The sequence below is a fragment of the Mycobacterium sp. HM-7 genome, from assembly GCF_053852335.1.
On record NZ_CM132657.1, the window covers coordinates 2,715,343 to 2,730,530 of the forward strand.

12 protein-coding genes are annotated in these 15,188 nt (G+C 66.4%); 6 read left to right on the top strand and 6 right to left on the bottom strand.

Annotation, left to right across the window (positions count from 1 at the left end):
• Positions 1-6: 6 nt before the first annotated feature.
• Together ACWW1C_RS13150 and ACWW1C_RS13155 are read left to right on the top strand one after the other, a co-directional pair.
• A complete protein-coding gene (locus ACWW1C_RS13150; protein ID WP_455983828.1) occupies positions 7-1,632 on the top strand; it encodes an ABC-F family ATP-binding cassette domain-containing protein in 1,626 nt (541 codons plus the stop codon).
• A 97-nt stretch (positions 1,633-1,729) separates the two neighbouring features.
• Positions 1,730-1,924: a helix-turn-helix domain-containing protein gene (locus ACWW1C_RS13155; RefSeq protein WP_455983829.1), complete on the top strand. Its 195-nt coding sequence runs from the start codon at positions 1,730-1,732 to the stop codon at positions 1,922-1,924.
• A gap of 79 nt (positions 1,925-2,003) precedes the next feature.
• Here ACWW1C_RS13155 and ACWW1C_RS13160 read toward each other — a convergent pair whose 3' ends face one another.
• The 3 genes from ACWW1C_RS13160 to ACWW1C_RS13170 are packed head-to-tail and all read right to left on the bottom strand — an operon-like array spanning position 2,004 to position 5,905.
• Positions 2,004-3,716 (bottom strand): flavin monoamine oxidase family protein, encoded by a 1,713-nt coding sequence (locus ACWW1C_RS13160; protein WP_455983830.1) that lies wholly within the window; start codon positions 3,714-3,716, stop codon positions 2,004-2,006.
• Positions 3,713-4,507 (bottom strand): carbon-nitrogen hydrolase family protein, encoded by a 795-nt coding sequence (locus tag ACWW1C_RS13165; RefSeq protein WP_455983831.1) that lies wholly within the window; start codon positions 4,505-4,507, stop codon positions 3,713-3,715. Before ACWW1C_RS13165 ends, ACWW1C_RS13160 begins: the two co-directional genes overlap by 4 nt.
• Complete coding sequence (locus tag ACWW1C_RS13170; RefSeq protein ID WP_455983832.1) at positions 4,508-5,905, bottom strand: amino acid permease; 1,398 nt, start codon at positions 5,903-5,905, stop codon at positions 4,508-4,510.
• A 217-nt stretch (positions 5,906-6,122) separates the two neighbouring features.
• Between ACWW1C_RS13170 and ACWW1C_RS13175 the strand changes: the two genes are divergently transcribed.
• A complete protein-coding gene (locus tag ACWW1C_RS13175; RefSeq protein ID WP_455983833.1) occupies positions 6,123-7,526 on the top strand; it encodes a purine-cytosine permease family protein in 1,404 nt (467 codons plus the stop codon).
• Here ACWW1C_RS13175 and ACWW1C_RS13180 read toward each other — a convergent pair whose 3' ends face one another.
• Entirely contained in the window at positions 7,527-8,126 is a 600-nt protein-coding gene (locus ACWW1C_RS13180; protein ID WP_455983834.1) for a helix-turn-helix domain-containing protein, read from the bottom strand.
• Positions 8,127-8,214: 88 nt separating this feature from the next.
• Here ACWW1C_RS13180 and speB point away from each other — a divergent pair, with 88 nt between their 5' ends.
• Entirely contained in the window at positions 8,215-9,195 is a 981-nt protein-coding gene (speB, locus tag ACWW1C_RS13185) for an agmatinase (RefSeq protein ID WP_455983835.1), read from the top strand.
• A 12-nt stretch (positions 9,196-9,207) separates the two neighbouring features.
• Here the strand turns inward: speB and ACWW1C_RS13190 are convergent, their stop codons facing one another.
• Positions 9,208-9,774 (bottom strand): TetR/AcrR family transcriptional regulator, encoded by a 567-nt coding sequence (locus ACWW1C_RS13190; protein WP_061000866.1) that lies wholly within the window; start codon positions 9,772-9,774, stop codon positions 9,208-9,210.
• A 76-nt stretch (positions 9,775-9,850) separates the two neighbouring features.
• Positions 9,851-12,679, bottom strand: coding sequence for an aconitate hydratase AcnA (gene acnA, locus ACWW1C_RS13195; RefSeq protein ID WP_455983836.1), 2,829 nt, complete (start codon positions 12,677-12,679; stop codon positions 9,851-9,853).
• Between the two features lie 179 nt (positions 12,680-12,858).
• On the opposite strand from acnA, the gene ACWW1C_RS13200 reads away from it, so the two are divergent.
• A complete protein-coding gene (locus ACWW1C_RS13200) occupies positions 12,859-13,488 on the top strand; it encodes an Rv1476 family membrane protein (RefSeq protein WP_455984267.1) in 630 nt (209 codons plus the stop codon).
• Between the two features lie 236 nt (positions 13,489-13,724).
• Complete coding sequence (gene ripA, locus ACWW1C_RS13205; RefSeq protein WP_455983837.1) at positions 13,725-15,170, top strand: NlpC/P60 family peptidoglycan endopeptidase RipA; 1,446 nt, start codon at positions 13,725-13,727, stop codon at positions 15,168-15,170.
• The last annotated feature ends 18 nt before the right edge of the window (positions 15,171-15,188 follow it).

A 15,188-nucleotide genomic window follows, 5' to 3' on the forward strand; every position in this document is an offset into this window, starting at 1 on the left:
AGCTGCGTGATTACCGCAACGGACCTGGAGGTCCGCGCCGGAGCGCGCACGCTGCTGGCCTTCGAGGGTTCTGCGCTGCGCATCCAACCGGGGGACCGGATCGGTCTGGTCGGCCGCAACGGCGCCGGGAAGACCACCACGCTGCGCATCCTGGCCGGGGAAGGCCAGCCCTACGCGGGTTCGGTCGAGCGGATCGGTGAAGTCGGTTATCTGCCCCAGGATCCGAAGGAAGGCGACCTGGACGTCCTGGCCCGTGACCGGGTGCTCTCGGCCCGCGGCCTGGACGCCTTGCTCAAGGACCTGGAGAAGCAGCAGGCCATCATGGCCGAGGTCGTCGACGATGCCGAGCGCGACAAGGCAGTGCGCCGGTACGGCGTTCTGGAGGAACGGTTTTCGGCCCTGGGCGGTTATGCCGCCGAGAGTGACGCCGGCCGGATCTGCGCCAGCCTGGGCCTGCCGGATCGCGTGCTGACCCAGCCTCTGCGGACCCTGTCCGGTGGTCAGCGTCGGCGTATCGAACTGGCGCGCATCCTGTTCGCCGCATCCGAGGGCTCCGGGTCCAACACCACGCTGCTGCTCGACGAGCCCACCAACCACCTCGATGCCGACTCCATCGGCTGGTTGCGCACGTTCCTGCAGAGCCACACCGGAGGGCTCGTGGTGATCAGCCACGACGTCGAGCTGCTCGCTGACGTGGTGAACCGCGTGTGGTTCCTGGACGCGGTGCGCGGCGAGGCCGATGTCTACAACATGGGCTGGCAGAAGTACCTGGACGCTCGGGCCACCGATGAGCAGCGTCGCCGTCGCGAGCGGGCGAACGCCGAGAAGAAGGCCAGCGCGCTGCGGACGCAGGCCGCCAAGATGGGTGCCAAGGCCACCAAAGCCGTTGCCGCACAGAACATGTTGCGCCGCGCCGAGCGGATGATCGCCGAACTCGACGCCGAACGGGTGGCCGACAAGGTCGCCAAGATCAAGTTCCCGACGCCGGCGCCGTGCGGCAAGACGCCGCTGATCGTCAAGGGACTGACCAAGACCTACGGCTCGCTGGAGATTTTCACCGGCGTGGACCTCGCGATCGACCGGGGTTCGCGCGTCGTCGTGCTCGGCCTCAACGGTGCCGGCAAGACGACACTGTTGCGGCTGCTGGCCGGCGTGGAGACCGCCGACGCCGGCGGTATCGAACCGGGCTACGGCCTCAAGATCGGTTACTTCGCGCAGGAACACGACACCCTCGACAACGCGGCGACGGTGTGGGAGAACATCCGGCACGCCGCTCCGGACACCGGGGAGCAGGATCTGCGTGGCCTGTTGGGCGCCTTCATGTTCACGGGCCCGCAGCTGGACCAGCCGGCCGGCACCCTGTCCGGTGGTGAGAAGACCCGTCTGGCGTTGGCCGGCCTGGTCGCCTCGACCGCCAACGTGCTGCTGCTCGACGAGCCGACCAACAACCTGGACCCGGCGTCGCGTGAGCAGGTGCTCGACGCGCTGCGCAGTTATGCCGGTTCGGTGGTGCTGGTGACGCACGATCCGGGCGCGGCCGAGGCGCTTAATCCGCAGCGCGTGCTGCTGCTGCCGGACGCCACCGAGGACTTCTGGTCGGATACCTACCGCGATCTCATCGAATTGGCCTGACCTTATTCACCGAATCGCCCGCGCCGAGGGACCGCTGTTTCTTACGCTGATTCTCGTCAGCCCGGTATACCGCCGGGGGAGAGTCAGGGGACCGGCGATGAGGCAATCCAAGGCATCTCGCGACCAGCTGATGACCCAGCTGCGTAACGCCTACGAGCGCGGCGCCAGTATCAGGTCGTTGGTGGCCACGTCCGGCAAATCCTATGGGTCGGTGCACAGCATGCTGGTGCAATCGGGCGCGGTCATGCGCAGCCGGGGCGGCCCGAATCACCGCAGCCGCAAGATCGCCTGAACGCATCTGCGGCCCAGCCACTTTCGACGCGAATGGACATTCGCGGAACCGTCTTGCGCGTGTAACCCGTTAGCGCAGCCTAGATTTCGTCCGTCAACCGGACCGGGGCGATCATGTCGAAGACATCGCCCGGGCCGCGGTTCGTCGCAGCCGTCGACCCGCCGAACTGATCCATCACGGCCCACACCGCGTTGAGCGCCGTGGTGATCGCGCCCTCCGCCCAGCCCGCCGTCCACGAGATGTCGTCACCTGCCAGGTAGATGCCGCGATGGCGCGGGTCCAGCTCCCGCTGCATGAAGTGCGTGTACAGCGTCTCCTGGTAGCGGTAGTGGCCCGGTAGGTTCGCCTTGAACGCACCCATGAAGTTGCGCTCGGTCTCCCACGACACCGTCTTCGGGGTCTCGATGATGTGGCTGCGGATGTCGACGCTCGGGTAGATCGCCTGCAGGGACTTGAGCATCAGGTCCATGCGCTCGGTTGCGCTGAGCGGCACGATCTTCCGCGAGTCGTCCTCCCATGTGTACGACAGGCAGATGACGCCGGGCTTCTCGTTGCCGTCGGCGTCGAGTCCCTGGTCGAGCAGGTAGGTGCCGCGGCTCATCCGGTCGGTCAGCGTCATCGACATGACGTCGCGGCCCCGGGCGTCCTTGTCCTTCCAGAACGGGCGGTCCACCAACACGAAAACCTTCGACGAACCCATGTAGTGCGTCTGTTCGATCGCCGACCACACATTCGGTGGGAACAGGTCGTCATCGCAGCGAATGTTGTTGAGCAGCATCCAGGATTGGGCGGTGACGATGACGGCGTCGTACGTGCGGGTCTCCCCGGCGGCGTCGGTGATCGTGTAGCGATTCGGATGGGTGCGCCGGATGTCGGTGACCGCGCCGCGGGTCCGTCCGCCGTGCAGCGATTCGAGCGACGTGCCGGCGGGCCAGTGGGCGAGGCGCTGCGGCGAGCGCTTCCACAGCCGCAGCGGGAGCTGCTGGGAACCGCCCACCACACCGCGATGGTTGTCGTCGGCCTCGGTGAGGACGACGCGCAGGATTTCGAGCATCGAGCTCGGGTAGTCGGTGTCCCAGCCGCCGGTGCCGAAGCCGACCTTGCCGAATATCTCGCGCAGTTCGAACGACTTGAAGTGGTGCGACTTGGTCAGGAAGCCCCAGAACGTCTCGTCATCGAGTTCGCGAACGAGCTTGCCCCACGCCGATTTCAGCGTCTGGGTGTCACGCTCGCGGATGGCGTTCTGGATCGCGTGCAGGTCGGCGCCGTCCTCGAGCGTCTGGCGCCACGCGTCGGCGACGTCGGTGAAGGCCTGCGGCAGATCGGCGAGCTTCTCGGCGTAGTACGTCCGGCCCTTGAGGTCGACGACGGTGCTGGGCGCCGCGACCGAGAGCGGGTTCGGGAATTCGAAGGTCTCGATGCCGACCTTGTCGAAGTACTGATAGAGCGTCGTGGACGTCGGCGGGAAGCGCATCGAACCCATTTCGGCCATCGCGTCCGGCGCGTGCTCGAACGGGATGGACCGCATCCGTCCGCCGATCTGATCGGCTTCGTAGACAACGGGTTTCAGGCCCATCTTCATGAGTTCGTAGGCGGCGGTGATGCCGGCGCAACCGGCCCCGACGATGGCGACCTCGGTGCCGTGGCGCTCGGCCGGGATCGAGCCGAGGCCGTCCGCCGAGGACACGTAGTCGTCGTAGGCGAAGGGGAAGTCCGGTCCGAACATCGTGATGGGCTTGGCTGCCCGCTCGTCGGACAGCTGCGTTTCTTCGATGGGCTGGGGGACAGTCATCGGGTCTGATTCTCCTGGTAGAGATCTCGGCGACGATCGCTGAGATGTGTGTTGACTGCGCGGGACACGGCTACCGCGGTGGGATCGATGTGCGCGAGGAGCAGTTCCTCGGTTCGACCACCGCGACTCAGTTCGGTCGTGTCGGGCGCGATGGTGCAGCTCAGTCCGCAGTACTCGAGGCCGTTCTCGAACCCCGTGCGGTTGACGTATGACAGGAACAGCTGGCTCTCGTAGGCGCGGGCCGGAACGAGGTGTGTCGCAACGAAACTCCACGGCTCCATGAGTCCGGTCGGCACGACGAGCCACTGGGTTCCGGCGTCGGCGTGCGCGCGGGCGTTCTCGGGGAATTCGATGTCGTAGCAGATCAGCAGCCCGCAGGTGACGCCGTCGAGCTCGAACTGCGCGACCCACTGGGGTCCCGGGGTGAAGTAGTCCCGGTCGAAGCCGTAGAGGTGGGTCTTGCGGTAGTTGGCCAGTGATTCGCCGTCGCGGTCGACGACCTGGACGCTGTTGTACGGCTTACCCGGTCCCGCTTCGGGATATCCGTAGACGACGGCGATTCCGTTGTCGCGCGCGATCTTCCGGACGGCCTGGAAGATCGGGCCGTCGGAAGGTTCGGCACGTTCGGCGATCTCGGTGCCGATGTTGTAGCCGGTGGCCGACATCTCCGGTGTGATGACGATCTGGCAGCCGGCGTCGGCGGCCCGCCGCGCCGCCGACCCGATGGCGCTGAGGTTCTCGGCGACGGTCCCGGATTGCTGCGGGCCTTGGAACATGCCGACGGTGATCATCTATCCAGCCTGCACTCGCAGCTTGGACTTCCTGATGCTGTAGCCGAAGTAGACCACCAGACCGAGGGCACCCCAGATGCCGAACGCGATCCACGTCGCGATGGGCAGTGCCCACATCAGGTAACAGCAGAAGAGGAAGCCCAGTACCGGTGCGACGGGGAACAGCCGCAGCCGGAATGTGCGATGTAGGTCCGGGCGCGTGCGCCGCAGGATGATGACGGCGATGTTGACCAGTGCGAAGGCGAAGAGGCAGCCGATCGAGGTGGCGTTGGCGAGTTCACCCAGTGAGATGAAGCCGGCCAGCAGGGACACGACGACGCCGCAGATGACGATGTTCCAGGTCGGCACGAAGGTCCGCGGGTTGATCTTGGCGAACAGCGCGGGCACCAGGCCGTCGACGGCCATCGTGTACAGGATGCGGGTCTGTCCGTACTGGACGGCGAGGACGACGCTCGCGATGGCGATGACGGCGCCGATCGACAGGATGATGGCCGGCACGTTGCTGCTGGTGATGCCGCTGAGCGCGACGGCCAGGGTGGCTCCTTCGTCGGCGCTGAACTTGGTCCAGCTCATGGCGCCGAGCGCGGCCAGCGCGACCGCGAGGTACAGCACCGTCACGATCAGCAGCGAGGCCATGATCGCGCGCGGCAGGTCCCGTTTCGGGTCCTTGGCCTCGTTGCCTGCCGTGGATGCCGCGTCGAAGCCGATGTAGGAGAAGAAGACCTGGGATGCCGCGGCCGAGACGCCGAGGAAACCGAGCGGCATGAACGGGGTGAGATTGCCGGCCTTGAACGCGGTGAACGCGACCGCGCAGAAGAACACCAGGACGACGCACTTGAGGACCACCATCGCGGTGTTGACGACGGCCGATTCCGAGGCGCCCCTGAGCAGCAGGATCGAGGCGAGGACCACGATCGCGATGGCCGGGAGGTTGATGACGCCGCCTTCGCCGGGCGCACCGGTGATCGCGGCGGGCAGCTCGATGCCGAACAACTGCTGGAGGAGCGTGTTGATGTAGCCGCCCCAGCCGACCGCGACGGCGGCGACCGAGACTCCGTACTCGAGCATCAGGCACCAGCCGCACACCCAGGCCCAGAATTCGCCCAGGGTGGCATAGGCGTAGGAGTAGGAGCTGCCGGAGACGGGGATGGTGCCTGCGAGCTCGGCGTAGGACAGCGCCGAGAAGAGTGCGGTGACGGCGGCCAGGATGAACGAGAGCAGGACTGCGGGACCGGCTTTGGGCACGGCGGCGCCGAGGATGACGAAGATTCCGGTGCCGAGCGTCGCGCCGATGGACAGGGCGGTGAGATGGACGAAGCCCATCGACCGCTTGAGGTGGGGGCCGTCCGCGGTTTCGTTGGCGGCGACGATGTCGTCCACCGACTTTTGTGCGCTCATGGCGCGCAGAATGCCCGGCCGTGGGGCCGTAGTGATGGCCAAGGGGAGCTCCGTGGAGAGGAGGGCGCGCCACGAGATTTGTGACTCGGGTAACAGAGTGCGGTACGTCACTCCCATCTGTCAACATGTGGAGTGAGCTAGGAAACAATTGTTGCCTTTATCGGCGCCGGTGCCTACCCTGAGGCTCGGTGATCTGAGCCACATCAAAGGGGATGGCATGGCAGGTGCAATCGAGACGCGGTCCATCGACTGGATCCCGACCCGGGAACGCAAGGGCAAGGTGCACCACCAGGCGCCGTTCTGGTTCACCGGGAACTTCGTGCTGACCACGATGGTGACGGGCTTCCTCGGGCCCGCCAACGGCCTGTCCGCCGGGTGGTCGGTGCTGGCCGCCGTTGCGGGCGCCTGCTTCGGGACGCTGTTCATGTGTTTCCACGCCAACCAGGGCCCGACGATGGGGCTGCCGCAGATGATCCAGTCGCGCGCCCAGTTCGGCTCGCGCGGCGCGCTCGTCCCGTTCGTGGCCGTCATCTTCGTCTACATCGGCTTCAACGTCTTCAACACCATCCTCGCCACCTCCGGTTTCAAGACGGTGTTCGCCGGACCGAACTGGCTCTGGTACCTGGGGCTGATGGTGGCCGCCATCGTCATCGCCGTCGTCGGTTTCGACCTGATGATGGTCGTGCAGCGGTGGCTCACGTACGTGCTGATCGTCGTGTTCGGTGTCCTCACCGTCTACGCGCTGTCGACATTGCAGCTGAACGCCGCGGTTCCCGACGGCGGCAAATTCTCGCTGACGGTGTTCCTGATGCAGTTCGCCGCGGCGGCCGGCTATCAGATCTCGTACGCGGTGTACGTGTCCGACTATTCGCGGTACCTGCCGGAGAACACCTCGGCCAAGCACGTCATCTGGTGGACCTATCTCGGAGCCGCCGGGTCGTCGGTGTGGCTGATGTCGCTCGGCGCGGTGCTCGCATCGGCGTTGCCGACGCCCGACGCGATCGCGTCGATCCGCGCCGTCGGTAACCAATTGCTGCCCGGCTTCGGCACTTTCACGGTCGTGATCGCGTCGATCGCCCTGGTGACCATCATGTCGGTCAACGCCTACGGCGCGAGCCTGACGAGCATGAGTGCGCTCGACGCGTTCCGGCCGATCACTCCGACGGTGCGGTTGCGGGTGATCGGCATCGCGCTCACGTCGTTCATCGCGTTCGTCGTCGCGCTGTCGCTGCCCGAGGGCTACCTCGAATCGTTCAACACGTTCGTACTGCTGATGTTGTACTTCCTGATCCCGTGGACCGCGGTCAATCTCGTGGACTTCTACTTCGTTCGGCGCGGCCACTATTCGATCGTCGACATCTTTCGGCCGGACGGGATCTACGGACGCTGGTCGTGGCGCGGACTGGCGGCGTACATCGTCGGCATGGTGTCGATGGTGCCGTTCATCTCGTTGCATTTCTACGAGGGGCCCATCGCCAAGATGCTTGGGGGAGTGGATATTTCGTTCATCGTCGGCCTCGCGGTGTCCGGTCTCGCGTACTACGTCCTGACCCGCGGTGTCGACTTGGCACCCGAGCACGCCGCCGCCGAGCGCAGCCGCGACGAGCTGAGCGCCGCTTAGCTACTCGGCGGCCTCGGCCAGGCGCCGGTGGGCCAGGGCCGGGGTCAGCACCCACAACACCTTCGCGCCGGACTGTGCGTCGGCGTGAAAGGCATGCGGACGGTCCGCCTCGAAGGTCAGCGCGTCGCCCTGGTCCAGGGTGATGCGGCTGCCGTTGCCCTCGACGAAATCGATGTGGAGCCGGCCCTCGATGACCATGGCGAACTCGACCTCGGCCGGCAGGGAGTAGGTGTCGGTCCCGCTGCCGCCGCCCGGCGCGATGTCGCTCATCAGGACCTGGAAGCGTCGCTCGCCCGTCGGCGTCAGCTGAAACTCCGTCATCCGGGTGCCGCCGAACTCGATGCGCGGGTACTCGCCGGCGCGGACCACCTCGCCGACGGGCGTCTCGTCGAACAGGGATCCGACCTGGAGTTCCAGCGCTTCGCAGATGCGGATGAGTGCGGCCACGGACGCGTTCGACTGGCCGCGTTCGACCTTCGACAGGTAGCCCTTGGTGACGCCGCTGGCCGCGGCGAGTTCGTCGAGGGTCATGCGCTTGGCGCTGCGGGCGGCCTTCAAACGAGCGGCGATCGATAGTTGCGTTGCCGGCGAACCGCCCACGATTTCCTCCTAGGAAACAAAGGTTGACAATAATTCTACTGCCGGAAACAATGAGACCCAAGCCACACGCCACGACTTTGGAGAACCGATGAGTTTCGACCGGTACATCACGACCACCGCACCCGACGGCCGCGAGATCATCGGCCAGGTCGATGCGAGCCGCTTCCCGCGCTACGCCGAGCCGGCCACCTTCGCGCGAGTGCCGCGCCTGGACCAGGTGTCGTCACCCGACGTGACGATCCTCGGCGTCCCGTTCGACTCCGGGGTGTCCTACCGCCCGGGCGCGCGCTTCGGCCCCGGTCACATCCGCGCCGCGTCCAAGCTGCTGCGGCCCTACAACCAGGCGCTCGACGTGTCGCCCTTCGCCAATCAGCAGGTCGCCGACGCCGGTGACATCGGCGTCAACCCGTTCAACATCAACGAGGCCATCGAGACCATCGACACCGAGGTGACGGCGCTGCGCAAGGACGGCAGTGCCGTGCTGACGCTCGGCGGCGACCACACCATCGCGCTGCCGATCCTGCGCTCGCTCTACCGCGATCACGGCCCGATCGCCGTGCTGCATTTCGACGCCCACCTCGACACCTGGGACACCTACTTCGGCGCCGCGTACACGCACGGCACCCCGTTCCGCCGGGCCAGCGAAGAGGGCCTCATCGACATGGAGCGCTCGTTGCACATGGGTATCCGCGGGCCGCTCTACAGCAAGAAGGACCTCGAGGACGACGCGGTCCTCGGCTTCCAGGTGATCCGCTCCGACGACTACCAGGTCGACGGGCTGGCGAGTGTGCGCGAGCGCATGGTGAAGCGGCTCAAAGGCGGTCCGGTCTACGTATCGGTCGACATCGATGTGCTCGACCCGGCGCACGCGCCCGGCACCGGTACGCCGGAAGCCGGGGGGCTGACGTCGCGCGAACTCCTGCATTCGCTGCGCTCGCTCACGGGCCTGAACGTCGTCGGCGCCGACATCGTCGAGGTGTCGCCGGCCTACGACCACGCCGAGCTCACCGGAATCGCGGCCGCGCACGTCGGCTACGAGCTGCTGTCGGTGCTGAGCGCCAACCGCTGAAGAGCTGAGCCGCTAGGGCTTTCGGCGGACCGACGCCTCGACGATGTCGAGGACGGCGGCCAGATCCTCGCCGGTCTGACCGGAGGCCAGCCGGGCGATGAGGCCGTCGAGCACGAGGTCGAGATAGATGTGCAGCACTTCGGTGGGCACATCGTCACGCAGCGTGCCGGCGGCCTTCTTGCGTTCCAGGCGGGCGATGGTGGCCTGGTTGAGTTCCTCGTAGCGCTGCTGCCACTCGGCGCGGAACTCGGCGTCGGTGCGCAGCCTCCGGGCGATCTCCAGCCGGGTGCCCAGCCACTGGTAGTTCTCCGGCTTGGCCAGCATGTTGCGCATGACCTGGACGAGGCCGTCTTTCTCGACGGTCTCTGCCATCCGCTCGCCGTCTTCCTCCGCGAGCGCGAAGAAGAGCGCATCCTTGTCGCGGAAATGATGGAAGATCGCGCCGCGCGACATCGCGGTGGCTTCTTCGAGCAGCCGGACGGTCGCGCCCTCGTACCCGAACTCTGAAAAACAGCGTCGGGCGCCGTCGAGGATCTGAGCTCGACGGGCGGCGAGGTGATCGTCGCTAACTTTGGGCACCAGGACTCCTACCGGTGTTCGGTCGGGGCAGCCCCAGAGTCTGGGCCTGCCCCAACCGAATCAGCCAGATATCGGACTAGCTGCCCGACCGCAGCATGTTGCGCAGCACGTACTGCAGGATGCCGCCGTTGCGGTAGTAGTCGGCCTCACCGGGCGTGTCGATGCGGACCACGGCGTCGAACTCCACCTTGGTGCCGTCCTGCTTGGTGGCCGTCACGTGCACGGTCTTCGGCGTCTTGCCGTTGTTCAGCTCGGTGATGCCCGCGATGTCGAACGTCTCGGTGCCGTCGAGGCCCAAGGACTTCCACGATTCGCCCGCCGGGAACTGCAGCGGGACGACGCCCATGCCGATCAGGTTCGAGCGGTGAATGCGCTCGAAGGATTCGACGATGACCGCCTTGACGCCCAGCAGGCTGGTGCCCTTGGCGGCCCAGTCGCGCGAGCTACCCGAGCCGTACTCCTTGCCACCCAGCACGACCAGCGGAGTCCCGGCTGCCTGGTAGTTCTGCGACGCGTCGTAGATGAAGGACTGCGGGCCACCCTCCTGGGTGAAGTCGCGCGTGTAGCCGCCCTGCGTGCCCTCGAGGCCGATGCCGTCGAGCACGCGGTTCTGGAGGCGGATGTTCGCGAACGTGCCGCGGATCATCACCTCGTGGTTACCGCGACGGCTGCCCAGCGAGTTGTAGTCCTTGCGGGCCACCCCGTGCGAATCCAGGTACTGCGCGGCCGGGGTGCCCGGCTTGATCGGTCCGGCCGGGCTGATGTGATCGGTGGTCACCGAATCGCCCAGCAGGGCGAGGACTCGGGCGCCCGAGATGTCGGTGACCGGCGCCGGCTCCATCTGCATGCCGTCGAAGTACGGCGCCTTGCGGACGTACGTCGAGTTCTCGTCCCACTCGAACGTGTCACCCTCAGGGGTCGACAGGTTCTGCCAGCGCTCGTCGCCCGCGAAGATCGTCGAGTACGACTTGCGGAACATGTCCTGGCTGATCGCCGACTTGATGGTGTCGTCGATCTCCTGCGCCGACGGCCAGATGTCCTTCAAAAAGACGTCGTCGCCATTCTGATCTTGGCCCAGGGGATCGGTCTCGAAGTCGAAGTCCATGGTGCCGGCGAGCCCGTACGCGATTACCAGCGGCGGCGAGGCCAGGTAGTTCATCTTGACGTCGGGGGAGATGCGTCCCTCGAAGTTGCGGTTACCGGACAGCACCGCGGTGACGGTGAGGTCGTTGTCGTTGATGGCCTTGCTGATCTCGTCGGGCAGCGGGCCGGTGTTGCCGATGCACGTCGTGCAGCCGTAGCCGCCCAGGTAGTAGCCGAGCTTCTCGAGGTACGGCCACAGGCCGGCCTTCTCGTAGTAGTCGGTGACGACCTGCGAGCCGGGGGCCATGTTGGTCTTGACCCAGGGCTTGGTGGTCAGGCCCTTCTCGACGGCGTTGCGCGCGAGCAGTGCCGCGCCGAGCATCACCGACGGGTTCGAGGTGTTGGTGCAGGACGTGATGCCCGCGACCGCGACGGCGCCGTGGTCGAGGACGAACTCTCCGCGCTCGCCCTTGACCCGGATCGGCTTGCTCGGGCGGCCCTCGGCGCCGTTGGCGGCGGACTGGACGTCGACGGCACCGTCGTCGGCGAACGACAGGGCAGCCGGATCGGACGCCGGGAACGACTCTTCGACGGCCTCGTCAAGCTTGGTGTGGTCGGCCGGGTGCTGCTCCTCCACGTAGTTGTGGATGTCCTTGCGGAACGCGATCTTGCTCTCCGACAACAGGATTCGGTCCTGCGGGCGCTTCGGGCCGGCGATCGACGGCACGACTGTGGACAGGTCCAGCTCGATGTACTCGGAATAAGAAGGTTCGCGGGCTCCTTCTGCTTCCAAGTCGTGCCACATGCCCTGGGCCTTGGCGTACGCCTCGACCAGCGCGAGCTGCTCGTCGGTGCGGCCGGTGAGACGCAGGTAGTTGATGGTCTCCCCGTCGATCGGGAAGATCGCGGCGGTGGAACCGAATTCGGGGCTCATGTTGCCCAGCGTCGCGCGGTTCGCGAGCGGCACCTCGGCGACGCCCTTGCCGTAGAACTCGACGAACTTGCCGACCACGCCGTGCTTGCGCAGCATGTCGGTGACGGTCAGCACCACGTCGGTGGCGGTCACGCCGGGCTGGATCTCACCCGTCAGCTTGAAGCCGACGACGCGCGGGATCAGCATCGAGACGGGCTGGCCCAGCATGGCGGCCTCGGCCTCGATGCCGCCGACGCCCCAGCCCAGCACGCCCAGGCCGTTCTCCATGGTGGTGTGGCTGTCGGTACCCACACAGGTGTCGGGGTAGGCCTGGCCGTTACGGACCATCACGACGGGCGCCAGGTACTCGATGTTGACCTGGTGCACGATGCCCATGCCGGGGGGAACGACCTTGAAGTCGTCGAAGGCGCCCTGGCCCCAGCGCAGGAACTGGTAGCGCTCGCCGTTGCGCTCGTACTCCAAGTCGACGTTGCGCTCGAGGGCGTCGGCGGTGCCGAACACGTCGAGGATGACCGAGTGGTCGATGACCATGTCGGCGGGAGAGAGCGGGTTGACCTTGTTCGGGTCGCCGCCCAGGGTGGTGACGGCCTCGCGCATGGTGGCCAGGTCCACGATGCAGGGCACGCCGGTGAAGTCCTGCATGATCACGCGGGCCGGGGTGAACTGGATTTCGGTGTTCGGCTCAGCCGACGGATCCCAGTTGGCCAGGGCCAGGATGTGATCCTTGGTGATGTTTGCGCCGTCTTCGGTGCGCAGCAGGTTCTCCGCAAGAACCTTGAGGCTGTAGGGAAGCTTCTCGGTTCCCGGAACCGCGTCGAGGCGGAAGATCTCGTAGCTGTTTTCCCCGACAACGAGCGTGTCACGGGCTCCAAATGAATTGCTGCTCACATCAACTCCCGGCTAGATCTCGCCGCGACGGGCTGTGTCAGCGGCGCGTTGCTACCCTAACAGTACGCTTGTCCTATGAGCGCCCAGGGGGTGGTTACAGTCTTGTCGGGTTGTGGGTGCGCCGTCAGGGAGTTCGACGAAATTCCAGTACCGTTTGCCGCGTGACAACTTTCGCGGCGATGCCTTTCCTGCCGGCGTTCATTCCGCCGGATGTGTGCGCCACGGTCGGGCAGGACCCGGCCAAGACTCCCGTCGATGTCTGCATGGCGACGGTGATCACGCAGGTGCGTGACGGTGGGGTCAGTGCGCCGGGCATCGCGCCCGCCAAGACGCCGGCCACCCCGGGGGAAGCGAAGCAGGCCGCCGAGGCCGCCCAAGAGGCCGCCGCCCTCCGTCAGGTGGTCGCCGACGCCCACGCCAAGGGCATCGACCTCAAGATCGTGGTGCTGCCGACCAGCCCGGGTATCGACACCCCGCTGCGTGACATCGCCGCCGATGTCGGCCACCACTACCCGGAGTCGACGGTGTTGGCCCTCAGTCCCGGCTTCGCCGGCTCGGTGAGTCCGATCTATGACCGGGCGCAGTTGGAGGCGGGGCAGGACCTCGCGAAGACGCCGAGTGTCGTGCAGTCGTCGAAGAATTTTGTGAGCCAGCTGGAAACGCCGATATTTCCGTGGACGTCGTTCACTCTGGTGGTCATCGTCGGTGTGGTGGCGGCTGCCGTCGGCACCCGGTTTCTGCAGGTCCGGGCTCGGAAAGCGGCTACTGGAGCAGCTCCGGTGAATGCCGCGGCGAACTCCTCGGAGTAGCTGGGCGCAGCGCGCCGCGAATTCGAATATCACTATTCGGTCACACCTTTTTCAATTACAACGGTGTGGTTTGTTATCAACGTTTCATTTGTGCAACCTGTGACGTACGGTGCAGTTGGTACCGCATGTTGCAGTTGTTATGAATTGTGATTTCTGCGACTTACGGGACCACGGATCGAGCCCGCTTCTGCCTTACGCGGGCACCAGCGCGCTGGAGCCTTAGGAGACCTGAGTCAATGGGACGCAGCATTCGCCCCTTTAGCGGTGGGCTGGCCACCCGGCTGGGCAGCCGCGTCGGCACCGGGTCGCTGGTATTCGGTGTCATGACCGCGTCCGTTTTCGCGTCCGGTATCGCGTCGGCCCAACCCGGCGGCAATGAGATCGCGGCCCTGGTCACCGATCTCGCCAACGCCAACCAGAAACTCCAGGACCTCGGGGCGTCGATCCAGACCCGGCAGGAATCGGTGAACAAGGCCATCGCCGATGTCCAGACCGCCCGCGACAACGCCGCCACGGCGCAGGAGTCCATCGAGGCGAACCAGCGTCAGCTATCCGACGCAAACGCCGCGATCGCCGCCGCCCAGGCGCATTTCGACAAGTACGCCGAGGCCGCCTACATCAACGGCCCGTCCGCGTCGTACCTGACCGCCACCGACCCCGGCGAGATGATCAACACCGCCGCCACTGGCCAGGCCCTGACCATCAGCTCGCAGGAGGCCATCGCCGACCTGCAGCGCACCCGGACCGAATTGGCCAATCGCGAGTCCACCGCCCGCCTCGCCAAGCAGAAGGCCGACCAGGCCGTCAAAGATGCCCAGACCAGCCAGGACGACGCGGTCAAGGCCCTGACCGACGCCCGCACCACGTTCGCAGACCAGCAGACCCAGCTGGATCAGCTGGTCAGCCAGCGCAACGCGGCCCAGGCCAAGCTCGATGCGGCGCGCACGCAGTGGGCGGCCGCGTCCACCGGGCCGGGTACCGCGCCCGGCGCGGCCGCGGCCGACCCCGGCCGATACGCCGCCAACTGGGACGGCGCCCCCGCTGCTGCCGGCCCCCGCAAGTGGGACGACGGTGGCTGGGACCCGACCCTGCCCAAGATTCCCAGCGCCAACATCCCCGGTGACCCGATCGCCGTCATCAACAACGTGCTGGGCATGACGGCCACCTCGGCGCAGGTGACCCAGCAGATGGGCCACAGCTTCCTGCAGAAGCTCGGCCTGGTGCCCGCCGATGTCACCAAGACCGGCTACACCAACGGCGCCATCCCGCGCGTCTACGGCAAGCAGGCCTCCGAATACGTGATCAAGCGCGCCATGTCGCAGATCGGCGTGCCGTACTCCTGGGGCGGTGGCACGGCGGCCGGCCCTGGCACGGGGATCGACTCGGGCGCCGGCACCGTCGGCTTCGACTGCTCGGGCCTGATCCTGTACGCCTTCGCGGGCGTGGGCATCAAGCTGCCGCACTACTCGGGCAACCAGTACGAGATGGGCCGCAAGATTCCGACCTCGCAGGCCCGTCGTGGCGACGTCATCTTCTACGGCCCGGGTGGCAGCCAGCACGTCACCCTCTACCTGGGCAACGGGCAGATGCTCGAAGCGCCGTACACCGGTTCCAACGTCAAGGTCTCGCCGGTACGAACCAGCGGCATGACGCCGTACGTGATCCGTTACATCGAATACTGACTCAGGGCTAGCGACGGG

Excerpts from the sequence above, each read along its gene's own strand:
- ACWW1C_RS13155 (WP_455983829.1), top strand. The coding sequence starts at position 1,730 with ATGAGGCAATCCAAGGCATCTCGCGACCAGCTGATGACCCAGCTGCGT.
- ACWW1C_RS13160 (WP_455983830.1), bottom strand. The coding sequence starts at position 3,716 with ATGACTGTCCCCCAGCCCATCGAAGAAACGCAGCTGTCCGACGAGCGG.
- ACWW1C_RS13165 (WP_455983831.1), bottom strand. The coding sequence starts at position 4,507 with ATGATCACCGTCGGCATGTTCCAAGGCCCGCAGCAATCCGGGACCGTC.
- ACWW1C_RS13170 (WP_455983832.1), bottom strand. The coding sequence starts at position 5,905 with ATGAGCGCACAAAAGTCGGTGGACGACATCGTCGCCGCCAACGAAACC.
- ACWW1C_RS13175 (WP_455983833.1), top strand. The coding sequence starts at position 6,123 with ATGGCAGGTGCAATCGAGACGCGGTCCATCGACTGGATCCCGACCCGG.
- speB (WP_455983835.1), top strand. The coding sequence starts at position 8,215 with ATGAGTTTCGACCGGTACATCACGACCACCGCACCCGACGGCCGCGAG.
- ACWW1C_RS13200 (WP_455984267.1), top strand. The coding sequence starts at position 12,859 with ATGCCTTTCCTGCCGGCGTTCATTCCGCCGGATGTGTGCGCCACGGTC.
- ripA (WP_455983837.1), top strand. The coding sequence starts at position 13,725 with ATGGGACGCAGCATTCGCCCCTTTAGCGGTGGGCTGGCCACCCGGCTG.